General features: G+C 70.5%; 20 protein-coding genes, 2 pseudogenes and 1 riboswitch. Of the genes and pseudogenes, 15 read left to right on the plus strand and 7 right to left on the minus strand.

Annotation, left to right across the window (positions count from 1 at the left end; genetic code table 11):
- From ACFW5B_RS22005 to ACFW5B_RS22030, 6 genes and pseudogenes are all read left to right on the plus strand, one after another.
- A partial coding sequence (locus ACFW5B_RS22005) for a beta strand repeat-containing protein (protein WP_386442054.1) occupies positions 1–3,925 on the plus strand: 3,925 nt, incomplete at its 5' end.
- Between the two features lie 168 nt (positions 3,926–4,093).
- Positions 4,094–4,486: a hypothetical protein gene (locus tag ACFW5B_RS22010; protein WP_386442057.1), complete on the plus strand. Its 393-nt coding sequence runs from the start codon at positions 4,094–4,096 to the stop codon at positions 4,484–4,486.
- 15 nt (positions 4,487–4,501) lie between these two features.
- The gene (locus ACFW5B_RS22015) at positions 4,502–5,695 is read left to right on the plus strand and encodes a glutathionylspermidine synthase family protein (protein ID WP_386442060.1); all 1,194 of its coding nucleotides are present in this window, start codon (positions 4,502–4,504) and stop codon (positions 5,693–5,695) included.
- A gap of 159 nt (positions 5,696–5,854) precedes the next feature.
- Positions 5,855–6,238, plus strand: a pseudogene (locus ACFW5B_RS22020) (DUF6879 family protein); the annotation flags it as partial.
- 75 nt (positions 6,239–6,313) lie between these two features.
- Positions 6,314–6,893: pseudogene (locus ACFW5B_RS22025) on the plus strand (Scr1 family TA system antitoxin-like transcriptional regulator).
- Positions 6,894–7,162: 269 nt separating this feature from the next.
- Complete coding sequence (locus ACFW5B_RS22030) at positions 7,163–7,339, plus strand: hypothetical protein (protein WP_386442063.1); 177 nt, start codon at positions 7,163–7,165, stop codon at positions 7,337–7,339.
- 135 nt (positions 7,340–7,474) lie between these two features.
- Here ACFW5B_RS22030 and ACFW5B_RS22035 read toward each other — a convergent pair whose 3' ends face one another.
- The 4 genes from ACFW5B_RS22035 to ACFW5B_RS22050 all read right to left on the minus strand — a co-directional run bounded on the left by ACFW5B_RS22035 (position 7,475) and on the right by ACFW5B_RS22050 (position 9,464).
- Entirely contained in the window at positions 7,475–8,320 is an 846-nt protein-coding gene (locus tag ACFW5B_RS22035) for a helix-turn-helix domain-containing protein (protein ID WP_386442066.1), read from the minus strand.
- Positions 8,321–8,345: 25 nt separating this feature from the next.
- Positions 8,346–8,858 (minus strand): DUF6879 family protein, encoded by a 513-nt coding sequence (locus ACFW5B_RS22040; RefSeq protein ID WP_386442069.1) that lies wholly within the window; start codon positions 8,856–8,858, stop codon positions 8,346–8,348.
- Positions 8,833–9,063 (minus strand): hypothetical protein, encoded by a 231-nt coding sequence (locus tag ACFW5B_RS22045; RefSeq protein ID WP_386442072.1) that lies wholly within the window; start codon positions 9,061–9,063, stop codon positions 8,833–8,835. The genes ACFW5B_RS22040 and ACFW5B_RS22045 overlap by 26 nt, the downstream gene beginning before the upstream one ends.
- Positions 9,064–9,149: 86 nt before the next feature.
- A complete protein-coding gene (locus tag ACFW5B_RS22050) occupies positions 9,150–9,464 on the minus strand; it encodes a hypothetical protein (protein WP_386442075.1) in 315 nt (104 codons plus the stop codon).
- 191 nt (positions 9,465–9,655) lie between these two features.
- On the opposite strand from ACFW5B_RS22050, the gene ACFW5B_RS22055 reads away from it, so the two are divergent.
- Positions 9,656–10,996 (plus strand): tetratricopeptide repeat protein, encoded by a 1,341-nt coding sequence (locus ACFW5B_RS22055; protein ID WP_386442078.1) that lies wholly within the window; start codon positions 9,656–9,658, stop codon positions 10,994–10,996.
- 19 nt (positions 10,997–11,015) lie between these two features.
- On the opposite strand, the gene rocD is transcribed toward ACFW5B_RS22055, so the two are convergent.
- A complete protein-coding gene (rocD, locus tag ACFW5B_RS22060) occupies positions 11,016–12,221 on the minus strand; it encodes an ornithine--oxo-acid transaminase (protein ID WP_386442081.1) in 1,206 nt (401 codons plus the stop codon).
- Positions 12,222–12,351: 130 nt separating this feature from the next.
- Positions 12,352–12,443: riboswitch (ZMP/ZTP riboswitch) on the plus strand.
- Between the two features lie 42 nt (positions 12,444–12,485).
- Here rocD and glyA point away from each other — a divergent pair.
- Entirely contained in the window at positions 12,486–13,757 is a 1,272-nt protein-coding gene (gene glyA, locus ACFW5B_RS22065) for a serine hydroxymethyltransferase (protein ID WP_386442084.1), read from the plus strand.
- A 43-nt stretch (positions 13,758–13,800) separates the two neighbouring features.
- On the opposite strand, the gene ACFW5B_RS22070 is transcribed toward glyA, so the two are convergent.
- A complete protein-coding gene (locus ACFW5B_RS22070; RefSeq protein ID WP_386442086.1) occupies positions 13,801–15,135 on the minus strand; it encodes a cytochrome P450 in 1,335 nt (444 codons plus the stop codon).
- A 276-nt stretch (positions 15,136–15,411) separates the two neighbouring features.
- Between ACFW5B_RS22070 and trpS the strand changes: the two genes are divergently transcribed.
- The 3 genes from trpS to ACFW5B_RS22085 all read left to right on the plus strand — a co-directional run bounded on the left by trpS (position 15,412) and on the right by ACFW5B_RS22085 (position 18,422).
- On the plus strand, positions 15,412–16,425 hold the full coding sequence (gene trpS, locus ACFW5B_RS22075; protein WP_386442089.1) for a tryptophan--tRNA ligase: 1,014 nt from the start codon (positions 15,412–15,414) through the stop codon (positions 16,423–16,425).
- Between the two features lie 182 nt (positions 16,426–16,607).
- Positions 16,608–17,192 (plus strand): 2'-5' RNA ligase family protein, encoded by a 585-nt coding sequence (locus tag ACFW5B_RS22080; RefSeq protein ID WP_386442091.1) that lies wholly within the window; start codon positions 16,608–16,610, stop codon positions 17,190–17,192.
- Positions 17,193–17,348: 156 nt separating this feature from the next.
- A complete protein-coding gene (locus ACFW5B_RS22085; protein ID WP_386442094.1) occupies positions 17,349–18,422 on the plus strand; it encodes a YhjD/YihY/BrkB family envelope integrity protein in 1,074 nt (357 codons plus the stop codon).
- A 34-nt stretch (positions 18,423–18,456) separates the two neighbouring features.
- Here the strand turns inward: ACFW5B_RS22085 and ACFW5B_RS22090 are convergent, their stop codons facing one another.
- Positions 18,457–19,881 (minus strand): D-alanyl-D-alanine carboxypeptidase family protein, encoded by a 1,425-nt coding sequence (locus ACFW5B_RS22090; protein ID WP_386442096.1) that lies wholly within the window; start codon positions 19,879–19,881, stop codon positions 18,457–18,459.
- 10 nt (positions 19,882–19,891) lie between these two features.
- On the opposite strand from ACFW5B_RS22090, the gene ACFW5B_RS22095 reads away from it, so the two are divergent.
- The 4 genes from ACFW5B_RS22095 (at position 19,892) to ACFW5B_RS22110 (ending at position 23,713) form a co-directional block, all read left to right on the plus strand.
- The gene (locus ACFW5B_RS22095; RefSeq protein WP_386442099.1) at positions 19,892–20,179 is read left to right on the plus strand and encodes an SCO4848 family membrane protein; all 288 of its coding nucleotides are present in this window, start codon (positions 19,892–19,894) and stop codon (positions 20,177–20,179) included.
- 22 nt (positions 20,180–20,201) lie between these two features.
- Positions 20,202–21,656 (plus strand): metallophosphoesterase, encoded by a 1,455-nt coding sequence (locus ACFW5B_RS22100; protein WP_386442101.1) that lies wholly within the window; start codon positions 20,202–20,204, stop codon positions 21,654–21,656.
- A gap of 216 nt (positions 21,657–21,872) precedes the next feature.
- Complete coding sequence (locus ACFW5B_RS22105) at positions 21,873–22,184, plus strand: hypothetical protein (RefSeq protein ID WP_386442103.1); 312 nt, start codon at positions 21,873–21,875, stop codon at positions 22,182–22,184.
- Positions 22,185–22,240: 56 nt separating this feature from the next.
- The gene (locus ACFW5B_RS22110; protein WP_386442106.1) at positions 22,241–23,713 is read left to right on the plus strand and encodes a hypothetical protein; all 1,473 of its coding nucleotides are present in this window, start codon (positions 22,241–22,243) and stop codon (positions 23,711–23,713) included.
- The last annotated feature ends 75 nt before the right edge of the window (positions 23,714–23,788 follow it).

Here is a 23,788-nt window from a genome sequence, read left to right on the forward strand (position 1 = left end):
CACCTACACCGTGACCGCGACCTACAGCGGTGACGCCAACTTCTCGTCCTCGGTCGGCACGGACACCCAGACCGTGGGCCAGGCGTCCACGACCACCACCGTGTCGTCCTCGCCGGACCCGTCGGTGTTCGGTGAGCCGGTGACCTTCACGGCCACCGTCGCGCCGGTCGCACCCGGCGCGGGACTCCCGACCGGCACGGTCACCTTCGTCGTCACCGGCGGCCCCACGCTGACCGGGACGCTGTCGGGCGGCACGGCGAGCGTCACGACCAGCGCGCTGGACGTCGGGACGAGCACGGTCACCGCGACCTACAGCGGCGACGCCAACTTCAGCGGTTCCAGCGGGACCGACACCCAGACCGTGGTCCAGGCGCTGACGACCACCACGGTCACCTCGTCGCCCGACCCGTCCGTAGTGGGTGAGCCGGTGACCTTCACGGCAACGGTGGCTCCGGTCCCGCCCGGGGCGGGGACCCCGACCGGCACGGTGGTCTTCGTCGCCACGGACGGCGTGACCACGGTGACCCTCACGGGCACCCTCAGCGGTGGCACCACCAGCGTGACCACCAGCGGTCTGGTCACGGCCGGGGCGTACGTCGTCACCGCGACCTACAGCGGCGACGCCGGCTTCGCCTCGTCGGTCGGCACGGACACCCAGACCGTGGGCGCGGGACTGACGACCACCGCGGTGTCGTCGGCGCCGGACCCGTCGGTGGTCGGTGAGACGGTGACCTTCACCGCCACGGTCGCCCCGGTCGCGCCGGGCACCGGCACCCCGACCGGGACGGTCACCTTCGTCATCAGCGGCGGCCCGACCTTGACCGGGACGTTGTCGGGCGGCACCGCGACCGTCAGCACCAGCGCGCTGAGCGTCGGGACGAGCACGGTCACGGCGACGTACAGCGGTGACGCCAACTTCAGCGGTTCCAGCGGGGTGGACACCCAGACGGTGATCTTGGCGTCCACGACCACCGACGTCTCGACCTCGCCCGACCCCTCGGTCGTGGGTGAGCCGGTGACCTTCACGGCCACGGTGTCGCCGGTCGCGCCGGGCACGGGGACGCCCACGGGCACGGTGGTCTTCCTCGCCACCGACGGGGTGACCACGGTGACCCTGACCGGCACGCTCAGCGGCGGCACGACCAGCGTGACCACCAGCGGGCTGGTGACCGCGGGCACTTACACCGTGACCGCGACCTACAGCGGCGACGGAAGCTTCACCGGCTCGGCAGGGACGGACACCCAGACGGTCGGTCAGGCGTCGACGACCACCGAGGTGTCGTCCGCGCCGGACCCGTCGGTATCCGGCGAGACGGTGACCTTCACGGCGACGGTTGCCCCGGTGGCGCCGGGGTCGGGCACCCCGACCGGCACGGTCACCTTCGCCGTCACCGGTGGCCCGACCCTGACCGGGACGCTGTCCGGCGGCGTGGCGACCGTCAGCACCAGCGCGCTGGACGTCGGGACGAGCACCGTCACCGCGACCTACAGCGGCGACGCCGACTTCACCGGCTCCAGCGGGACCGACACACACACCGTGACCGCGGCGGCGACGACCACCGAGGTGTCGTCCTCGCCCGACCCGTCCGTGGTGGGTGAGCCGGTGACCTTCACGGCCACCGTCGCGCCGGTCGCCCCGGGCACCGGTACCCCCACGGGCACGGTGGTCTTCGTCGCCACGGACGGGGTGACCACGGTGACCCTGACCGGCACGCTCAGCGGCGGTACGACCAGCGTGACCACCAGCGGGCTGGTGACCGCGGGCAGTTACACCGTGACCGCGACCTACAGCGGCGACGGAGGCTTCACCGGCTCGGTCGGCACCGACACCCAGACCGTGAACCAGGCGTCGACGACCACCGGGGTGTCGACGTCACCGGACCCGTCGACGGTCGGTGAGCCGGTGACCTTCACTGCCACCGTCGCCCCGGTCGCACCCGGCACGGGCACCCCCACGGGCACCGTCACCTTCCTCGCCACCGACGGGGTGACCACCGTGACCCTGACCGGCGCCCTCAGCGGCGGCACCACCAGCGTGACCACCAGCGGTCTGGTCACGGCCGGCGCGTACACGGTGACCGCGACCTACAGCGGCGACGCGGACTTCTCGTCGTCGGCCGGCACGGACACCCAGACGGTGACCGCGGCGTCGACGAACACCACGGTCAGCTCGTCGCCCGACCCGTCCTCGGTGGGCGAGCCGGTGACGTTCACGGCCACGGTGTCGCCGGTCGCGCCGGGGACGGGGACGCCCACGGGCACCGTGGCGTTCCTGATCTCGGACGGGGTGACCACGGTGACCCTCACCGGCACCCTCAGCGGCGGTACGACCAGCGTGACCACCAGCGGGCTGGTGACCGCGGGCGCGTACACCGTGATCGCGACCTACAGCGGTGACGCGAACTTCACCGCGTCCAGCGGCACCGACACCCATGTGGTGACCGCGGCCGCGACCACCACCACGGTCAGCTCGTCGCCGGACCCCTCGGTGGTGGGGGAGACGGTGACCTTCACGGCCACGGTCGCGCCGGTCGCCCCGGGGACCGGTACCCCGACGGGCACGGCGACCTTCGTCGCCACCGACGGGGTGACCACGGTGACCCTGACCGGCACCCTCACCGGCGGCACCACCAGCGTCAGCACCAACGGGCTGGTGACCGCGGGCAGTTACACCGTGACCGCGACCTACAGCGGCGACGGGGACTTCAACGCCTCGGCCGGTTCGGACACCCAGACGGTGACCGCGGCGGCGACGACCACGGAGGTCAGCTCGTCGCCCGACCCGTCGTCGGTCGGTGAGCCGGTGACCTTCACGGCCACCGTCGCCCCGGTCGCACCCGGTGCGGGGACGCCGACGGGCACCGTGACCTTCGTCGCCACGGACGGTGTCACCTCGGTGGCGCTGACCGGCTCCCTCAGCGGCGGTACGACCAGCGTGACCACCAGCGATCTGGTCACGGCCGGGACGTACGCCGTGACGGCGACGTACAGCGGCGACGCGAACTTCTCCGCGTCGGCCGGCACGGACACCCACACGGTCGGCCAGGCCGCGACGACCACCGAGCTGTCGTCGGCACCGGACCCCTCGGTCTCCGGCGAGACCGTGACGTTCACGGCGACCGTCGCACCGGTCGCACCGGGGGTGGGCACCCCGACCGGGACGGTCACCTTCGTCGTCACCGGCGGCCCGACGCTGACCGCCACCCTGTCCGGGGGGACGGCGACCGCCTCGACCAGTGACCTGGGGGCCGGCACCTACCCGGTCACGGCGACTTACAGCGGCGACACCAACTTCACCGGGTCGAGCGGCAGCGACACCCAGACGGTGACCGAGGCCGCCACGACCACGACGGTCACCTCGGCGCCGGACCCGTCGGTGTTCGGCGAGACGGTGACCTTCACGGCCACCGTCGCGCCGGTCGCGCCCGGTTCCGGGACGGTGACCGGCACGGTGACCTTCGTCGTCGACGGCACCACGCTGACCGGCACCGTCGCCGGGGGCGTCGCCACCGTCACCACCAGCACCCTCCCGGCCGGCACCCACACCGTCTTGGCGACCTACAGCGGTGACGCCAACTTCACCGGGTCCACCGGCAGCGACACCCATACGGTGACCCAGTCGGCGACGACCACGACGGTCACCTCGTTCCCCGACCCGTCCGGGCCCGGGGACACGGTCACCCTCGTCGCGTTCGTGACGGCGGTGCCTCCGGGCAGCGGCATCCCGACCGGCACCGTCACCTTCACCGTCACGGACGGCGTGACCACCGTGACCCTCACCGGGACGCTCGACGGCGACGGCATCGCCGCCGTCAGCACCCCGCTGGCCACGGCCGGCAACTACGTCATCACCGCGGTCTACGGAGGTGACACCAACTTCACGGGCTCCAGCGACACCGACACCCACACGGTCACCGGCGCCTGACCCGCTGTCCCTTCTCCTGCCGTGCGCAATCCGTCGGGCCGTCCTCACGCGGGCGGCCCGACGCCCGTGCCGGGGGAAAGGGGGAGGAATCACCTGGCTGCGCCGGGCCCACAGGCGCCGTCTAGGCTGTCCGTGCTCAAACAAAGCTTCACGGGGGAAGGTTGAATCATGGCGGAGAAGGCACGCCGACGGCTGCGGTCGAGCACGGTCATCCTGGGAGGCATGGGCGCGCTCGCCGCCGCCCTGACGTCCTGCGGCTCCGAGCCCGACAAGCGCTGCGTCGACCGCAACAGCTATGACACGGTCAAGGGTTACCGCATCGTCGACTCCAAGAACTGCTCGGCGGGCGGCAGTTCGTCCTCCGGGAGCAGCGGCACCGGCAGCGGCGGCCGTGGCAAGCAGCGCGTCAACGGCCAGTGGTACTACGACCCGAGCAACAAGGGCGGCTCGTACGCCGACAGCGGCACGTTCAGCAAGAGCACGGCCGTCAACCGCGGCGGCTTCGGCTGCTCGGGGTCGCACGGCAGCGGCGGCGGCCGGCACGGCTCCTTCGGCGGCTGAGCGGGCCGGAACGGCATGGAACGCCACACCATCGAGCCGCGCCCCGGCTGGCAGCAGACGGTCGAGGCGCAGGGCCTGATCTACCCGCTGACCCGCTACCCGGACGATTCGCTGCGCCCGTACTGGGACGAGAGCGCGTACTACTCCTTCACCCTCCCCGAGGTCGAGGCCCTGGAGGAGGTCGTCGAGGAGCTGCACGGCATGTGCCTGGCCGCGGCCGCGCACATCGTCGAGCAGAACCGCTTCGCCGACCTCGGCATCGAGGACCCGCGCCTGGCCGGGCTGATAGCCGAATCCTGGCGCCGCCGTGACGAACTCCCCTCCCTCTACGGGCGGTTCGACCTGCACTACGACGGCAGCGGCCCGGCCAAGATGCTGGAGTACAACGCCGACACCCCGACCTCGCTGGTCGAGGCCGCGAGCCCGCAGTGGTTCTGGATGGAGGAGCGCTTCCCCGGCGCCGACCAGTGGAACTCCCTCCACGAGCGGCTGGTGGCGGCCTGGAAGCGGCAGGCCCCGCTGCTGCCGCCCGGCGCACCGCTGCACTTCGCGCACTCGGCGGGCGACGAGCTCGGCGAGGACCTGATGACCGTCGCCTACCTGGAGGAGACGGCGCAGCAGGCGGGCCTGGAGACCGTCGCGATCTCGATGGAGGACATCGGCTGGGACCGGCTGTCGGGCCGCTTCGTCGACCAGCGACTGCGCTTCATACGGTCCTGCTTCAAGCTCTACCCCTGGGAGTGGCTGGCCACCGACGACTTCGGCCCGCATGTCCTGGACACCCTCGACAACGGCGGCGGCACCGGCTCCACCCTCTGGATCGAGCCGGCCTGGAAGATGCTGCTCTCCAACAAGGCGCTGCTGGCGATCCTGTGGGAGCTCTACCCCGGCCACCCGAACCTGCTGCCCGCCTACCTGGACGGCCCGCGCGAGCTGGCCGACACCGCCGGCTATGCCGCCAAGCCGCTGCTCGGCCGCGAGGGCGCCGGCGTCACCCTGCACGAGCCGGGCGCCGCACCGGTCCTGCGGGGCCCCGACGACCCCTGCTGCTACCAGGAGCTGGCCCCGCTACCGGACTTCGACGGCAACCGGGTCGTCCTCGGCGCCTGGGTCGTCGAGGACGAGTCGGCGGGCCTCGGCATCCGGGAGTCGGCGGGGTTGGTCACCGACGAGTATGCGCGGTTCTTGCCGCATGTGATCCGCAGCTAGGCGCGCCACGCTGCGTGGCCGGGTGCGGCGTCAACCGAACACAGTGAGGTGGCGGCGATCGCAGAACCTTAAACCCGTGCAAGTTCATGCAAGTTCGGTGCGCAGCCAGGTCTCTTCAGCGCAAGCTCATACAGAGAGATCGTCTTCAGCGAGTGCAACGACCCGGCCTCGCGCCCCTGGCTCGCCCTGATGCAAGAGATCACCACGCGCGGTGTGGAAGTCCGTCGTGCCCGGATCTTCTCCGAGCCCATGAGTGATTACCTCCGCTTTGAGCACCACCTCACGCCCAGCAACGTGGAGGCCGGCGAGCAGGTGCGCTGGCTGCCACGTCGCAAGGCGTCGGACCTGGCGCTCCCGGGCAATGACTTCTGGCTGTTCGATGACAGCCTGGTCGTGTTCCTGCACTTCACCGGGGATGGCGAGCTGTCACCCGAGGGAGACGAGGAGCGGACGACGGAACCAGCCATCGTGCAGCTCTGCTCAACGTCTTTCGAGGCGGTCTGGGAACGCGCAGTCCCGCACGAGGTTTACAAGCCGGTCTGATCCACGAACAGGGCTGAACTCTCCGTGCCCCCGTCGTCGTCGCCGTCGTCCAGCATCCAGCAGGCCCGGGAAGCGCTGGGGAAGCGCCTCCGCGAGATTCGCAAGGACTCCGGTCTGACGGCCCGCGCTGTGGCGGCGGCGGCAGGGTGGCATGAGTCGAAGAGTTCCCGGCTGGAGAACGGCCGAACTCCTCCCTCCGATGAGGACATTCGTACCTGGACCCGGATCTGTGACGCCGAGGGCCAAGCCGCGGACCGCATCGCGACCGCCCGCGGCATTGACGGCATGTATGTGGAGTGGCGGCGTCTGGAAAGCGCCGGCCTGAAGCGTGCCCAGGAGTCTTCGCACGGTCATCGGAGATTCCGCCACGATGCTGAGCCAATTGAGCCACCTGATCGGAATGACGGCCGCACCCTCCTTGAGCCTTGGCGTGATCCCCATGGGGGTCGTGCGCGGCAATGCGTGGCCGTGCGAGTCCTTCTCTCTGTACGACGAGAAACAAGCCGCCTGTGAATTGGTGTCCGCCAGTCTCACCGTGAAGCAACCACGTGAAATCGCCGAGTACGCCAAGACGTTCACCGAACTCGCAGGCATCGCTGTCTACGGAGCGGCGGCCAGGAGGCTGATTACTTCGGCAATCGACGCGCTCGGGTGACGGCGCGCAAGTTCGTAGAAGTTCATTGAGCTGAGTCTTTCGCTCTCCATACCGTCGGGAAGACAAGCCGTTCACCCCGCCGGCCTGTGGGCCCGCCACATCTGCCCGGCGGCAGTCGGAGCCCGAAGACTCCCGCCCCGGCGGCGGAAACCTGGACAGTCGAGCAGCCGGGGCGGGTGACCAACCGCAAAGGAACCCCCTTTGCGGCCCATGGGCCATGCCCTCGACCGTACGGCGGCATGGCTCCTCGCGAAAGAGGAGGTTGGTGAATGAGCGTTCTTAGCGTCGATACCTACGAGACGCGCCGGCCCGACGCCGAAGGCTGGCGCGGTGTCCCCTTCCGCCACGAGGCGGAGATGGAGGAGGACGGCGGTAAGCACGATGGCGGCCCCATGCCCCCGGAGGCTCCGCGTGAGCCGTCGCCACAGGGCGGAGACGGCAAGTAACCCACGCTGGTGAAGGCGAAAGCGCCCCTGCTCCGGCACATGGCCGGAGCAGGGGCGCGGTGCGTTCAGCGGATAAGTTGCCATGCGGACTGCGGAAGCCGCGGCCTCAACGAACTTGCGTGAACTTGCGAGCGTTCACCCGAGGGAATCGATCGCTGCGGTGATCAGAGTCCGTGCCGGAGCCCCGTAGACAGCCAATTCAGCCAGGCCCGCGAAGGTGTGGGCGTACATGCCGATCTCGTGCGGCTGCGTGATGGTGAGAAAAGCAGCCACCAGCTCAACGCTGACCTGGGCTTCATCGAAGATCCAGAAGTCCTCCACCGGCCACAGCGCGGTACGGTCCGCGTGCAGCGGGATCACCCCGAGGCTGACGTGGGGCAGCGCAGCCAGAGACAGTAGGTGTCCAAGCTGACCTGCCATCGTCGCAGCGCCGCCGATCTGGTGGCGCAGTGCGCTCTCCTCCAAGATCACAGCGAAGCGGCGCGGACCTTCGTACAGGATGCGCTGCTTGTCCACGCGGACCTGGACAGCTTCCTCCAGGTCGTCGGGAAGCGCCCGCCGGTCACGAATCGCCCTGAGGAGTGCCTCAATGTATGCACGCGTCTGGAAGGGCCCCGGGATCAGCCACGACGAGTAGGCGCGGAAGTGCCGCGTGCGTTCCCACAGCGGGAGAACCGACTCCTGCGCACGGCGCAGTCCGGAGCGTTCCATGCGCCGCCACTCGACATAAGCGCCCTCAATATTGCGTGCGGTGGCGATCAGGTCGGCGGTCTGCCTCTCCGCTCCACAGTGCAGCGCCCACACCCGAAGGTCATCGTCCGACGGCCCGGTGCGGCCGTTCTCGATGCGGCTGCACTTGCTCTCATGCCAGCCGGCTCGGGCCGCCAACTCCCGTGCTGTCAGCCCCGCATCCTTGCGCATCTCGCGCAGGCGCTTGCCAAGGGCCTCCCGGGCCTGCCGGACGCTGGACGACGACGTCACGTTCGAGTCTTCCGAGTACGTACGGTCAGACCGGCCGGTACTCCTCGTGCGGAGTCGCCCGTTCCCAGATCGCTTCGAACGCGGAGACGCAGGCGTGGACCACACCGGGGTCGGTCACCAGCTCTTCACCGGTCATCTCCCCGTCACCGTTGAAGTGGTTGAACAGCACCGACGAACGGTCGAAGACCCAGCAGTCGTTGCCCGGCAACAGCAACGAAGAGGCTTGCCGACGGGGGAGCCAGCGCACCGACTCTCCGGCCTTGACGTTGTGTCCGCCGGTGAGCGCGTGCTCGTACCGGATGTAGGCGGATACGGGTTCCGAGACGACCCGCGCTCGGCGCACCTCCACGCCACGGGCCACCGAAGCCGAGACAATATCGATCCACCACGGCCAACGCTCGGCGGGGTCGAAGTGGTCGCCGGCGATCCACTCCTGGTACGCCTCGTCCAGCGCGTAGGCGTCCCTGGCCTCGAAGTGCCACGCGCTGCGCTGGGCCGACCGGAACAGCTCCTCAAACGTCGGCTCGCCCGTCGCCACTGCTCACCTCCGGGAAGAACTGCATCATGCGCTTCGGGAACTCGATCACGGTCTCATGGCTGGGAACGTCCATCTGCGCCAGGCGCTCGGGGTCCGTGACCCGCCACCCTTGCAGGACGTAGTTTCCGCTTTCATCGTCCAGGTACACAGTCGGGGAGCCGTTGTTCGGACTTTCGGGGTCCTTGCCCAGGCGGTGCAAAGCCATGGTGTCCTCCGTCGCCTCGGGTGACGATCAACATGTCCGAGCTTGCGCCTGAGCCGCCGCAGCGCGCCAGCGGCTTGCACGAACTTCTACGTATGGACCGACGCCGGCCCGAGAGCGGTCAAGCGTCCGCCCCGGCTCTTGGCCACCCGGCGGACGTCGGCGAGGGTCGCGGTCAATTCGACGGCCAGCAGGTGCAGTTCGCCGGGCGTCCAGGCCCGTGCGGCAAGCACTTGGCGGGCCTCGTCGATGAGATCGTCGGCCGAACTGAGCTGCTCCTCCTCCATCTGGTCGGCGATGCGGGAGACATATCCGGTCCCGTCGCCTGCCAGGAAGCACGGTTTGCCGTCCGGACTGGTCCACGGCAGCAACCGGACGAAGACCCGCGCTGTAGCGTTGGACATGTCGTCAACTCCCTTGTAGTTGAGGGCCACGCCCCCGGGCCGTCCACCACGGTCGCGGGGGTCCTCCCTGTTTTGCGAGGAGGGCCTTCCTCGCTCTAGGCAACCGCTCCGCTACGCCCAGCGGTACGGTGGCAGTGGAAGCGGCTTTTAAGAGCTTTAAGTGCTCGTGCACACCGGGGAGTTGAGGGCTAGTGGGCACTCGGGAACCGAACCGGCACCTTGAACGGCTTTACCGGCAGACCGGCTGGACGCTGCGGCAGTTCGTCCAGGCCGTGAACCGCATCGGCACCGAGCGGGGAACCCCGCTCAAGTACCGCGAGCCGTCGGCCCATCAGTGGCGCCAAGGGCACCTGCCGAAGGAGCAGGTCAGACCACTGATCGTGGAGGCCCTGGCGCGGAAGCTGGGACGTCCGGTCACACATGCGGAGGCCGGGTTTCCCGCACCGGTCAAGAGCTCCGGCGCCACTCCGGGCACGGTTGAAGGGCTGATCGATCTCGGCACGGGAGATATGGACCCGTCGCGTCGCAGCGTTCTCGGTATAAGTCTCTTTTCCGTTGCGCTGGCGGTACCCAATTGGCCGGATGTGGTAGGCAGAATGGAAGCCGTTCAAAGCGGCTGGCCCCGGCGCATTGGCATGCCAGAGGTGGACATGGTGATTGCCATGACCGAACGTGTGTCAGATCTGGATGACCAATTTGGCGGACGTCACGCTCGCCCGATGGCTGCTGCATTCTTGGTGAACACGGTAGCCCCGTACCTACGGGCTGACGCCTCCGAGTCGGTACGCAAAGCGATGATGTCGGCTGCTGCCGATTTGTGCTATCTCACCGGGTACATGGCGGTGGATGAAGGCGTTCATGGCCTTGCGCAGCAGTACTATCTCAAGGCATTGGAACTTGCCGGAGCGGCAGAGGATCACTCGACGTACTGCACAACGCTTCGGGGGATGAGCGTGCAGGCTGTTGACCTACGGCACGGCAGGCAGGCAATGCGGCTCGCTGACGCTGCCGCCGCCGCGTCTCCGCAAGCCGGTCCGCGAATGCGAGCCTTCCTTGCTGGACAGCAGGCGCATGCCTCCGCGCAAATCGGCGATCACAGCAATGCGCTGATGTATCTACGAGAGGCCGAGGTGGCCATGGAGAGGGCGGAGTCCAAGGGGAAAGCATTCGGCTCATACGATCCGGCGGCCCTGAATTACCACACCAGTCAGGTCCGGTACGAACTCGGCGATGTTCCCGGCTCCATCAAAGCCATGCAGGAATCGGACAAGGTGCGTTACAGCGTCTACCGTCGCGCTCGCGTCCGCCACCGAGCCACCTTGGCCGAGCGTCAACTGGAAATCGGACACCTTGAAGCGGCATGCGCGACATGGCATCTCTCCTTGGACGATTACCCTCTGGTGCAGTCGGGGCGGGCAGATCAGCGCATGCAAACAATGTTCAAACTCATCCGCCCCCACCTAAAAAACCACGCCGCCCGGGAACTCGACGAACGCGCCCGGCTCGTCACCCCGGCCTCACTCTCTGTCTGAGGGCCGTCCCGGCCCCGTCTCACCCCTCCAGCACGCCCCGCAGCTGGTCGAGCCCCCAGTCCAGGTCTTCCTTGCTGATGACCAGTGGGGGCGCGATCCGGATCGTCGAGCCATGGGTGTCCTTGACCAGCACCCCGCGGGCCATCAGCTGTTCGGAGATCTCCCGCCCGGTGCCGCGCGACGGGTTGATGTCCACCCCGGCCCACAGTCCGCGGCCGCGCACCGCGTCCACCGTGCCGTCGCCCACCAGCAGCCCCAGTTCGCTGTGCAGATGCTCGCCCAACTCCGTGGCCCGCTGCTGGAATTCACCGGTCCGCAGCATGGCGATGACCTCCAGGGCCACGGCACAGGCGAGCGGATTGCCGCCGAAGGTGGAGCCGTGCTCGCCGGGGGCGAAGACGCCCAGCACCTCGCGCGACGACACCACCGCCGACACCGGCACCACACCGCCGCCCAGCGCCTTGCCCAGCACATACATGTCGGGCACCACGCCCTCGTGCTCACAGGCGAAGGTCCGGCCCGTGCGGCCCAGCCCGGACTGGATCTCGTCGGCGATGAACAGCACGTTCCGGCTGCGGGTCAGCTCCCGTACGCCCGCCAGATAGCCCGGCGGCGGCACCAGCACGCCCGCCTCGCCCTGGATCGGCTCCAGCAGCACCGCGACCGTGTCCTCGTCGACGGCGGCCTCCAGCGCGGCCAGGTCGCCGTACGGGACGATCTCGAAGCCGGGGGTGTACGGGCCGAAGTCGGCGCGCGCCTCGGGGTCGGTGGAGAAGGAGACGATGGTGGTCGTCCGGCCGTGGAAGTTGTTGCCGGCCACGATGATCTTCGCCCGGCCGTCCGGGACGCCCTTGATCTTGTAGCCCCATTTACGGGCCGTCTTCACCGCCGTCTCGACCGCCTCGGCGCCGGTGTTCATCGGGAGCACCAGCTCCATCCCGCACAGCTCCGCCAACTGGGTGCAGAAGTCGCCGAACCGGTCGTGATGGAAGGCGCGCGAGGTGAGCGTGACCCGCTCCAGCTGTGCCTTGGCCGCGTCGAGCAGCCGGCGGTTGCCGTGGCCGAAGTTCAGCGCCGAGTACCCGGCGAGCATGTCCAGGTAGCGGCGGCCGTCGACGTCCGTCACCCAGGCGCCCTCGGCGGTGGCCACGACGACGGGCAACGGGTGGTAGTTGTGCGCGCTGTGGGCTTCGGCGGCGGCGATGCCGCGTTCCGTGGACGTCACCGGTGACTCCGTTCGGTAGGCCGTGCGGGACGCGGACCCTGCCGCGTCCCTCTCCATTGTTGCGCTCGCCCGGACCGTCCGGCCTGCGAAGATCCGCCGGACAGGGCCGCGCGGGTGTCCTACACTCTGCGGTGCGCATCGCGACTGGCGTACGGGGAAGCAACCCCGAGGAAGCGGTGCGCGGCAACCATCACGAGGTGCCGCCCCGCCTGGGCACCCCGGGACCACGACCGGCAACACCGATCGACCGCCCCGGAGGACGCCATGTCACTGCCCCTTTCCCATCCCGCGCTGAGCGCCGCCGACCCCGAACTGGCCGCACTGGTCGGCGCCGAGGAGCAGCTCCAGTCCGACACGCTGCGACTGATCCCCAGCGAGAACTACGTCTCCGCCGCCGTCCTGGAAGCCACCGGCACCGTCCTCCAGAACAAGTACAGCGAGGGGTACGCGGGCCGGCGCTACTACGAAGGCCAGCAGAACATCGACCGCGTCGAGACGCTGGCCGTCGAGCGCGCCAAGGCCGTCTTCGGTGTGGAGCACGCCAACGTCCAGCCGTACTCCGGCTCGCCCGCCAACCTCGCCGCCTACCTCGCCTTCGCCGAGCCCGGCGACACCGTGCTGGGCATGGCGCTGCCGATGGGCGGCCACCTCACCCACGGCTGGGGCGTCTCGGCGACCGGTACGTGGTTCCGCGGCGTGCAGTACGGCGTACGCCCGGACACCGCGCTGATCGACTTCGACGAGGTGCGCGACCTCGCCCGCAAGGAACGCCCGAAGATCATCTTCTGTGGCGGCACCGCGGTCCCCCGCACCATCGACTTCGCCGCCTTCGGAGAGATCGCCCGCGAGGTGGACGCCGTCCTCGTCGCGGACATCGCGCATATCGCCGGCCTGATCGCGGGCGGCGCCCACCCGTCCCCGGTACCGCACGTGGACGTCATCTCCACCACCACCCACAAGACCCTGCGCGGCCCGCGCGGCGCGATGCTGATGTCCCGGGCGAGCCACGCCAAGGCCGTCGACAAGGCCGTCTTCCCCGGTCTCCAGGGCGGCCCGCACAACCACACCACCGCCGCCATCGCGGTCGCGCTGCGCGAGGCGGCCCAGCCGTCCTTCCGGGATTACGCGCACGCCGTCGTCGCCAACGCCAAGGCGCTCGCCGAGGCGCTGCTCGCCCGCGGCTACGACCTGGTCTCCGGCGGCACCGACAACCACCTGGTGCTGATCGACCTCACCTCCAAGGAGGTCCCCGGCAAGGTCGCCGCGAAGGCGCTGGACCGGGCCGGCATCGTCGTCAACTACAACACCGTCCCCTTCGACCCCCGTAAGCCCTTCGACCCCTCCGGCATCCGCATCGGCACCCCGTCCCTCACCTCCCGCGGGCTGGGCACGGACCGGATGCCGCTGGTCGCCGAGTGGATCGACCGCAGCGTCCAGGCCGCGGCGAAGGGCGACGAGGAGGCGCTGACGGTGATCCGCGGCGAGGTCGCCGAGCTGATGGCCGGCTACCCGGCGCCGGGTCTGCCGACGGACTGACACCGCGCCTTCGCGTCGCTCCGCCCGGCTCACCGGCTGCTGATCAGCCGGTGAGCCGGACCGGCAGCACCTCGATGCTGTTGCTGACGAAGCTCGGGTGCGCCGGCAGCTCGGCGGCCGGGACGGCGAGGTCGAGTTCCGGATAGCGGGTGAACAGCGCCTCCAGCGCGACGGTCGCCTCCAGCCGGGCCAGCGGCGCGCCCAGGCAGTAGTGCGCGCCGTGGCCGAAGGACAGGTGCCGGGCGGCGGGCCGCCGGGTGACGTCGAACCGGTCCGCGTCGGGCCCGTAGGCGTCCGGATCACGGCCGGCCGCCGAGTAGGAGGCCAGCATCGGGGTGCCGCGCGGGACGAGGGTGCCGCCGATCTCCAGGTCCCGGACCGGGTAGCGGAACGGGAAGTGGGCGACGGGGCTGTCGTGGCGCAGGGTCTCCTCGACCACGTCGTCCCAGGTGGCCCGCCCGTTCCGCACCAGCTCCAGTTGCCCGCGGTCGGTGCACAGGGCCCGGACCGCGTTGGTGATCAGATTGAGCGTGGTCTCGTGCCCGGCGATGGTCAGCGACAGCAGGGTGCCGACCAGCTCCCGTTCGCTCAGCCGGTCGCCGTCCTCCTCCCGGGCGGTGAGCAGCGCGCTGGTCAGATCGCCTCCGGGGTCCGCCCGCCGGGCCTCGGCGACCTCCGTGAGGAGGGCGGTGATCTCACGGTTGACGGCCGGCACCTCGGCCGCGGTGCCGGCCGTGCTCACGATCAGGTTCGACAGCTCGTGCAGCCGGTCGCGTAACCCGTCCGCCACTCCCAGCAGTTCGCAGATCACGCTCATCGGCAGCGGATAGGCGAAGTGCCGGCGCAGATCCACCGTGCCGTCGGCGTCCGCGGCCCGCGGCAGCGCGTCCAGCAGCCCGGCCGTCAGCTCCGCGATCCGGGGCCGCAGCGCCGCCACCCGCCGCCCGGTGAACACCCGGGTCACCAGGCCGCGCAGCCGCCGGTGGTCGGCCCCGTCGGCGGTCGTCATGCCCTCGATGGTGGCGAAGAGGGCCAGCGGCCAGCCGGGCGGCACCGTACCGTCGTGCAGGGCCGTGAAGTGGCGGGGGTCCTTGGCGACTTCGGGGTGCGCCAGCATCTCGCGCAGCGCCTCGTGGCGGGTGACGGCGACCGCGGGCACCTCCCCGGGCAGCAGCACCGGCACCACCGGCCCGGCCGCCCGCAGCCGGGCGTCGGCCGTGGCCCGTCCGGGAGCGCCGGGGCCACCGGGAGCGAGCCGGTGGGGCAGTCCGTCGCCGGGATGTGCGGGGCAGGCGGCGCCGGGGGAGAGGGGCTCGGGCGAGGGGGATGGCGCGGGCTCGGGCCGGCGGGCGTCGGTGGTCGGCTGTGCGTCGCTCATGCGGCGGTCCTCACAGATCGGTGACGGTGATCCGGGGCGGTGCACGGGTCCACAGGCAGGGGCCATGGGAACGGCCCCTGGGTACGGCGACGGCGCCGTGGCCACCACGGCACCGCCGCGAGGCCACGACAGCCCCACGATTCCAGCTCCCGCCCGCCCCGAACAGCCCGCCGAGGCCGCTCCGGCACCGGCCCACCGCCCCGCTGCCGCCCGGTACCGTCGCCGGGCGTGCCACCACACGCCGGTGCCCCTCCCCGACCTGAGACAATCGGAGGCATGGCTCTCCCTCGTCCGCGTGTGCTCTCCGGCATCCAGCCCACCGCCGGCTCCTTCCACCTCGGCAATTACCTCGGTGCGGTGCGCCAGTGGGTGGCGCTGCAGGAGTCCCACGACGCCTTCTACATGGTGGTCGACCTGCATGCGATCACCGTTCCGCAGGACCCGGCGGAACTGCGCAGCAACACCCGGATCGCGGCCGCCCAGCTGCTGGCCGCCGGTCTCGACCCGGAGCGCTGCACCCTCTTCATCCAGAGCCATGTGCCCGAGCACGCCCAGCTCGGCTGGGTCATGAACTGCCTCACCGGCTTCGGCGAGGCGTCCCGGATGACGCAGTTCAAGGACAAGTCCGCCAAGCAGGGCGCCGACCGCACCTCCGTCGGCCTGTTCACGTACCCGATCCTGCAGATCGCCGACATCCTGCTCTACCAGGCCCACCAGGTCCCGGTCGGCGAGGACCAGCGCCAGCACATCGAGCTGACCCGTGACCTCGCCGAGCGCTTCAACAGCCGCTACGGCGACACCTTCACGATGCCCGCGCCGTACATCCTCAAGGAGACGGCGAAGATCTACGACCTCCAGGACCCGTCGGCCAAGATGAGCAAGTCGGCCGCCAGCCCCAAGGGTCTGATCAACCTCCTCGACGAGCCGAAGGTCTCCGCGAAGAAGGTCAAGAGCGCGGTCACGGACACCGACACGGTGATCCGCTACGACGCCGAGAACAAGCCCGGCGTCTCCAACCTCCTCACCATCTACTCCACCCTCACCGGCACCTCGATCCCGGAGCTGGAGCAGAAGTACGAGGGCAAGATGTACGGCGCGCTGAAGACCGATCTCGCCGAGGTCATGGTCGATTTCGTCACACCGTTCCGGGACCGTACGCAGGAGTACCTGGACGATCCCGAGACGCTGGACGCGATTCTGGCCAAGGGCGCGGAGAAGGCCCGCGCGGTGGCCGCCGAGACCCTCGCCACCACCTATGACCGGCTCGGATTCCTGCCGGCCAAGCACTGACGCCACCCCCTCGCGCGGCGGGCCACGCCCGGCCGCGCGGACCCCGTCGAGCCAGGGGGCCCCACCCCGGGGCCCCTTGTCCGCTCGCAACAGGGCCGAGGACGCTCCCCGCGAAGGGCGCGCACCCGGCACACTAAGAGGGTGCGCGAGCGCGCCGCACACACGTCAGGAGGGAGAACGCAGTGGGGACCGTAACGCTGGGCGTTTCGATCGCGGTCCCGGAGCCTTACGGCAGCTTCCTCCAGCGGAAGCGCGAGAGCTTCGGGGACCCTGCCGCACCCGGCATCCCCACCCATATCACCCTCCTCCCGCCGACGGAGGTCCGGACCGAGGCGCTGCCCGCCATCGAACGCCACCTCGCCGAGGTCGCGGCCGGCTGCCGCCCCTTCCCGCTCCGCCTGGAGGGCACCGGCACCTTCCGTCCGCTCTCCCCGGTCGTCTACGTCAAGGTCGCCGACGGGGTGGCGGGCTGCACCGCCCTCCAGGCCCGCATCCGCTCCGCCTCCGGCCCCTGCGCCCGCGAGCTGCAGTTCCCGTACCACCCGCATGTGACCGTCGCCCACGGCATCACCGAAGAGGAGATGGACCGCGCCCAGGCGGGGCTCCGGGACTTCTCCGCGACCTGGACGATCGGCGGCTTCGCCCTCTATGAGCAGGGCGCGGACGCGGTGTGGCGCCTGGAGCGGGAGTACCCCTTCGGGCCGCAGACCGCCGGCGTCCCCCGCCAGGCCGCCGACCTCTCCCGCCCGTCGGCGCCGTCCTGCTGACGGCCCCGGGAGGCGGGGCCCGGCCCGTGATGGCCGTACGGGACGTATGAGCGTGCGCGTTTCCGGGGTACCCGGACGCTAGTGTTCCGAATCAGCCGGAGCGCCGGCCGCCGCCTCCTGCCGGGCCGGCGGCCGACAGGGCAGGAGGGGAATGCCATGAACTGGTTGAGCACACTCCCGGTGATCGGACCGGCCGTCAGCCGGCTGATGACCACCCACCTCTGGCGCGCCTACGAACGCATGCTCCGGGTGCACTGGACCAGGCTCGCCGCCGCGATCACCTTCACCAGCTTCGTCGCGCTCTTCCCGCTGCTCACCGTCGCCGCCGCGATCACCGCCGCACTGCTCGGCGACGCCCGGCTGCACTCGCTGGAGGACAAGGTCGCCGAGCAGCTCCCCGGCCTCTCCGACCGGCTCGACATCGCCGGACTCGTCGCCCATGCCACCACCGTCGGCCTGGTGGCCGGTGCCCTGCTGCTGCTCACCGGCATCGGCTGGGTCGAATCGCTGCGGGACTGTCTGCGCGCCGTATGGGAGAAGCCCGACGAGGAGATCAATTTCTTCCTCGGCAAGCTCCGGGACGGCGCGCTGCTGCTCGGGGTGGGCGGCGTCGCGGTGCTCTCCCTGGCCTGTTCGACCTTCGCGTCCGCCGCGGTGGGCAAGGCGGCGGAGGCGATCGGCCTCCCGGAGGGCGGAATCGGCAGCGGGCTGCTCTCCGTCGCCGGCTTCGTGATCGCCGTCCTCGCGGACTTCCTGCTGCTCGCCTACATACTGACCAGGCTCCCCGGCGTCCATCCGCCACGGCGCTCCGTCGTGGTCGCCGGCCTCCTCGGCGCCATCGGCTTCGAGCTGCTGAAGCTGCTGCTCAGCGGCTATCTCCAGGGCGTCGCCTCACGCAGCATGTACGGCGCCTTCGGCACCCCGGTCGCCCTGCTCCTGTGGATCAACTTCACCGCGAAGCTCCTGGTGTACTGCGCCTCCTGGACGGCCACGGAGGGGGAGGAGCGACACGGGGAGGACGCGGAGCTCAAGGGGCCGGAGGGGCCGGAGGCGCCTGAGGGGGCAGAGGCGCCTGAGCAGTCACAGGTGCCGGGCGGGTCCGAACGACCGGAGGGGCCGGGCGGGCCAGAGCGACCGGTACGACCGGAGAGGCCGGAGGGACCGGCCGGGCCGGAGCGACCGGGCGGGCAAGAGGGGCGGGAGGGCCCGGAGCGGCCCCGGGCGGCCTGAGGCGCTCCCCAGCCCAACTCCCGCCCGTCCTGCGCTACTTGCCGGAACCCGGCCGGCGACGCCCCCGTACCAGCTCCGGCAGCGGCCAGCGGCGGTGCACCGCGAACGCCACCACGCCGAGGAGCGCCAGCGCCCCGCCGGTGAGGCCCACCGCCGTCCAGGCGCCGCCCTTGCCGCCGGAGCTGTTCAGCGCGGCCTGGGTGTTCCGGTCCCCGCCCTTGCCCTTGGCGCCCTCGGTGCCGGTGCCGTTCTCCTCGCTCCCGGGGCCGACGAGCCGGCCGACCGGCTCCACCTTGTCGGCCGCCGCGAAGCCCCAGTCCAGCAGCTTGGCGGCCTCCCGGTAGGCCTCGTTGTGCTCCTTCTTCTCCGGGTTCATGACGGTGACCAGGAGCTTGCGGTCGCCGCGCTGGGCGACCCCGGTGAAGGTCGACCCGGCGTTCGTCGTCGAGCCGTTCTTCACGCCCGCGATACCCGGATACGGCTTGATGTCGTAATCGCCGCTCAGCAGCCGGTTGGTGTTCTGGATGCCGAACGACGCCCGCTTGCCGTCCTTGCCCTTGTCACCGGGGAACTGCGCGCTGGCCGTCGAGCAGTACTCACGGAAGTCGGGGTTCTGCAGCCCCGAGCGCGCGAACAGGCTCAGGTCGTACGCGCTGGAGACCTGGCCCGGCGCGTCATAGCCGTCCGGTGTCACGACATGCGTGTCGTGGGCGTTCAGCTCCTTGGCGTGCTGCTGCATCTGCGTGACGGTGGCCTTGGTCCCGCCGTTCATCGCCGAGAGCGTGTGCACCGCGTCGTTGCCGGACCGCAGGAAGACCCCCAGCCACAGGTCGTGGACCGAATAGCTCAGGTTCTCCTTTATCCCGACGAGGCTGCTGCCGGCGCCCATCCCCGCGAGGTCGGCGGGCTTGACCGTGTGCTTCTTGTCCTTGGGGAACTTCGGCAGCACCGTGTCGGCGAACAGCATCTTCAGCGTGCTGGCCGGTGCCAGCTGCCAGTGCGGGTTCTTGGCGGCCAGCACCTTGCCGGACTCGGCGTCGGAGACGATCCAGGAACGGGCCGTGAGTGTGTCCGGTCCCGGCAGCTTCGGGGCCCCGGGCTTCAGGGCCACCTGGACGCCGGGCGTACCCAGCCGGTCCCCGCCGATCTGCGACATCTTCGACGGCGGCCTGGGCGCCTTGGGCTCCTTGGGGTCGGCGTGCGCGGTGCCGGCCAGGAGCGGGGTGGCCAGCAGTCCGGAGGAGGCCAGTGCGGCGACGGTGCGCAGGGGGAAGCCGTGACGCGCCGCACGCCCGGCACTGCCGGTCGTGGCCGAAGCATTCGGGGCGGTCGGAGGGGAAGCCGTGGAAGCACTGAAGGTCGTCGGCACGTCCGTGAACGTACCCGCCTTTGCACCGGACGCCGACAGCACCCCACGGAAGAGTGCCCCTGCCGACCGCCGGATGGAGCCGCTGCCCATACTGGGACGTATGAAGCTCTCTCGCCCCGTGTCCTGGTTCCTGCTCGCCTTCGGGGTGTGGAGCTGGTTCATCTGGATCACTTTCGTCAAAAACCTCTGGAAGGACGGGAGCGGTCTCGCCTTCGACGACGCGGGTGACCCGACCGCCTACTTCTGGGTCCATCTGCTGCTCGCGGTGGCGTCCTTTCTTTTGGGGACGGTGATCGGAGTGATCGGGTTCCGTGGCGTACGGGCCTTGCGCCGCGAGGCCGCGGACCACCCGCCCCAGCCGCCCGTCTCCCCTTCCTCCGGCTCCTGAACCACGGGGCAGCGGAGACGCCGTGACCTTCGCCCTGATCGTGATCCCGGTCCTCGGACTGTTCTTCGGCGTGCACCGCTACCTGTGGTGCCGCCTGGTCCGCGACACCACCACCCCCGGCAGCCACCCCCGCCGCACCGGCACCATCGCGGCCTTCACCCTCCCCCTGCTCACCCTCGCCGCCCTGCTCTCCGCCCGCACCGGCGCCCCCTTCCCCCTCCAACAGGCCCTCTCCTGGCCGGGCTACCTCTGGCTGGCCCTGGTGCTCTATCTCACACTGGCCCTGCTGGCGGGGGAGGCGATCCGGGCGGTGTGGCTACGGGTCCGGCCGGACGACGACGCCGGGCCACGGCGGCGGGGGCGGTCATCGGGCGGGCGGGGGCGCGATGACCGGGAGCCGCAACCGGCCGGTCAGGGGGACGCGGACCGGGAGTCGCCACCGGCCGGTCAGGGGGACACGGACCGGGAGCCGCAACCGGCCGGTCAGGCGTACGCGGCCCGGGGCCAGGGGCGCAGGGACCCCACCCCGTCCCCGTCCCCGTCCCCCTCCTCCCCCTCCTCCCCTTCTTTGCCCTCCGGGTCGTCTCCCGCCGCGCCTCTCGCCCCCACCCTCCTCCCGCCCGGCACCCCGGCTCTGCCGCCGCCCGCCACCCCGCCCCGCCGCCTCTTCCTCGCCCGGGCGGTCGCGGCCGGCGCCTCCCTCGCCGCCACGGCCGCCGTCGGCTACGGCACCGCCACGACCCTCCGCGGCCCGGTGGTCAAGCGCGTCACGATCCCCCTGGCCAAACTGCCGCGCTCCGCCCACGGTTACCGGATCGCCGTGGTCAGCGACATCCACCTGGGCCCGGTCCTCGGCCGCGCCCACACCCGGCGCATCGTCGAGACCATCAACCGCACCCACCCCGATCTGGTGGCCATCGTCGGCGACTTGGTCGACGGCAACGTCACCGACCTCGCCCCGGCCGCCGAGCCACTGCGCGAACTCCGCGCCCGCCACGGCGCGTTCTTCGTCACCGGCAACCACGAGTACTACACCGGCGCAGACCAATGGGTCGACCACGTGCGGGAATTGGGCATCCACCCGCTGGAGAACGCCCGCACCGAACTCCCCGGCTTCGACCTCGCCGGCATCAACGACATCGGCGGCCAGGCCGAACAGTCCGGACCCGACTACGACCAGGCCCTCAGCGACCGCGACCCCACCCGCGCCGTCGTCCTGATGGCCCACCAGCCCGTCACCATCCACGACTCCGCCCGCTTCGGCGTCGACCTCCAACTCTCCGGCCACACCCATGGCGGCCAGATGTGGCCCTTCACCTACATCGCCGACGCCACCAACCCCACCGTCGCCGGCCTCGAACGCTACGGCGACACCCAGCTCTACGTCTCCCGCGGCGCGGGCACTTGGGGCCCACCGGTCCGACTGGGGGCACCGCCGGACGTCACGGTGGTGGAACTGGCCTCGCTGCGGGCCTGATCGCTATCTTGGCGGCGCGCGCAGCGTTGCGCCGAGAAGGTAACAACCTGTCCACAAACTACGGTGCCATCCTGCGTCAAATCGGACAGATCCTGACTTTCGATCTTGCAACACCGGCAGGCAACTCCGTAGAATTTATTGACTTTACGTTGTCCCTACCGTGGCGGCTGTGCGGGGCGGACCGAGGGGGACGAGTGGGGAACGGGGAGAGCGGAAATGAGCGAGCGGTTCAAGGTCGATCTCGATGAACTGGACAGCGTGGTGCGCCAGCTCAGGCGCCTTCGGGCTGATATGGACGAACCAAGCCAGAAGGTGAAGTACAGCACCACGCTCCCGAAGTCGGCATTCGGGGAGAATTTCCTCGAAGCGACCGATCTCGCCGGCGCGCACGACGACATGCAGACGTACATGTCGGACGTCATCAAGGCCCTCCAGGACCTCATCCACAAGTTCGGCGAGAAGACCGAAGCCAGCCGTGGAGCGTACGAGGACCAGGAGCACCAGACCAAGAACTCGATGAATGGCTGAGCAGGCCGCGGTGATGCGGGTGCGACGGACGGCGATGGATTTGAAGGGGGGCCTGCATGGTTGACGGCAGGCAGGAATACGAAAGCGCCCGGAACAGGGCGCGGCAGCAGCAGGCGGAGGAACGGGAGGAGCGGCTCAAGTCGTTCAAGGGGCACCGCCCCACCCCCGCGTCTCCTTCGGACTTCCATCACCACGGTCTCAATGCCCTCCGGGCGATGATCGAGAACGCCCACCCGGACGGCATCGAGAACTCTGGTAACCATTGGCGCGCCTCTGCCGACCGGCTCGCCGGTGAGGACGGCCGTGGGGGCATCCGTAAGTCCTTCATGGACGCCGTGGATCACGCCACGGCGCACTGGGAGGGCTCGGCCGCCGCGGCGTTCCGCCGGGAGGCCGTGAAGGTCCTGGAGAAGATTGACAGGACGTACGGTCACGCCCGGGTCGTCGAACGGGTGCTGATCGGTTCCCGCGAACTGGGCCCGGAGAGCGGTGTCGCCCACAACCTTCGCGAGGCCAAGGCGGCCATGTCGAAGATCAAGGACCCGGGCGTCGTGGACCGCGCGACGGACGAGAGCGGCGATGACGCTCAGTTCAAGCGGGACATGGCGAACCCGAAGATGGATGCCCGTATGGCGCTGGAGCTCAACCGGGACAGCCTGTCGCTGACCAAGGAGCGCCAGGTCGAGGCCGTCATCGTGATGGACGAGCTGGCCCATCACTACGACGGCCAGGCGAAGGTCCTCAAGGAGGGCGTCGACCCCGGTGGGCCCGTCGGCGACTGGCCCAAGCACCCCTCCTCGAGCCCCTCGCCGGGCCCGGTGAACATGCCTGTCATCGGCGGCAGTCACCCCAAGGTGTCCGGGACGACGCCGAACATGCCCAACGGCGCGGCCGGTCACTCCGTCCCGGAGGGCTTCGACAGCCCCAAGATCTCCCGGCCCGATGTGCCGGTGACCACCGGACTCGACAGTGTGCAGGGCGGTACCCTCGCCCCGCCCACGCCGGGCGGTGGCTCCGTCCACGGCGGGCCGAGTGGCGGCAGCCACGGTGTGCCCGGCGGCACGGGCGGTTTCCCCGGCGGGCCGATCCCGGGCGGCCCCATCGGCATGCCGGGCGGCAAGGGGACCGGCGGGATACGTGGCGCCGGGCTGGCGCGCGGCGCGGGTGCCGGGCGCGGTGCGGGCGGAATGCGCGGCGGCATGCCGGGCGCAGCGGGTGCCGGAGCCGGCAAGGCGGGCGCCGCGGGCGCGGCCGGGCGCGGCGGTGCGCAGGCACGTACCCGTGGCGGCGTGGTCGGCAAGCCGGGCGGTCCGACGGGCGGTGCCAAGCAGGGCGGCTCCGGACTGCACCGCAGCCGTGGCGGCAAGCAGGCAGCCAAGGGCATGCCGGGCGCCGCGGGTGCCGCCGGCGCCAAGGGCAAGGGCAAGGGCGACAAGGAGCGCACCACCGGGCAGCGTCCCGACTACCTGGTCGAGGACGAGGAGACCTGGACTCCGGAGCGTACGGTGGCCCCTCGCGTCATCGAGTGAGTCGGCGATAGCGTTCGGCTGCGGCCAATGAGGAAGGGCCCCGCACCTGAGTGTGCGGGGCCCTTCCTCAGGCGG

This window comes from Streptomyces sp. NPDC058773 (assembly GCF_042746015.1).
GTDB lineage: Bacteria > Actinomycetota > Actinomycetes > Streptomycetales > Streptomycetaceae > Streptomyces.

Coding starts and splice junctions, on each gene's coding strand:
- ACFW5B_RS22010 (WP_386442057.1), top strand. CDS start 4,094: ATGGCGGAGAAGGCACGCCGACGGCTGCGGTCGAGCACGGTCATCCTG.
- ACFW5B_RS22015 (WP_386442060.1), top strand. CDS start 4,502: ATGGAACGCCACACCATCGAGCCGCGCCCCGGCTGGCAGCAGACGGTC.
- ACFW5B_RS22030 (WP_386442063.1), top strand. CDS start 7,163: ATGAGCGTTCTTAGCGTCGATACCTACGAGACGCGCCGGCCCGACGCC.
- ACFW5B_RS22045 (WP_386442072.1), bottom strand. CDS start 9,063: ATGGCTTTGCACCGCCTGGGCAAGGACCCCGAAAGTCCGAACAACGGC.
- ACFW5B_RS22050 (WP_386442075.1), bottom strand. CDS start 9,464: ATGTCCAACGCTACAGCGCGGGTCTTCGTCCGGTTGCTGCCGTGGACC.
- glyA (WP_386442084.1), top strand. CDS start 12,486: ATGTCACTGCCCCTTTCCCATCCCGCGCTGAGCGCCGCCGACCCCGAA.
- ACFW5B_RS22070 (WP_386442086.1), bottom strand. CDS start 15,135: ATGAGCGACGCACAGCCGACCACCGACGCCCGCCGGCCCGAGCCCGCG.
- trpS (WP_386442089.1), top strand. CDS start 15,412: ATGGCTCTCCCTCGTCCGCGTGTGCTCTCCGGCATCCAGCCCACCGCC.
- ACFW5B_RS22085 (WP_386442094.1), top strand. CDS start 17,349: ATGAACTGGTTGAGCACACTCCCGGTGATCGGACCGGCCGTCAGCCGG.
- ACFW5B_RS22090 (WP_386442096.1), bottom strand. CDS start 19,881: ATGGGCAGCGGCTCCATCCGGCGGTCGGCAGGGGCACTCTTCCGTGGG.
- ACFW5B_RS22095 (WP_386442099.1), top strand. CDS start 19,892: ATGAAGCTCTCTCGCCCCGTGTCCTGGTTCCTGCTCGCCTTCGGGGTG.
- ACFW5B_RS22105 (WP_386442103.1), top strand. CDS start 21,873: ATGAGCGAGCGGTTCAAGGTCGATCTCGATGAACTGGACAGCGTGGTG.
- ACFW5B_RS22110 (WP_386442106.1), top strand. CDS start 22,241: ATGGTTGACGGCAGGCAGGAATACGAAAGCGCCCGGAACAGGGCGCGG.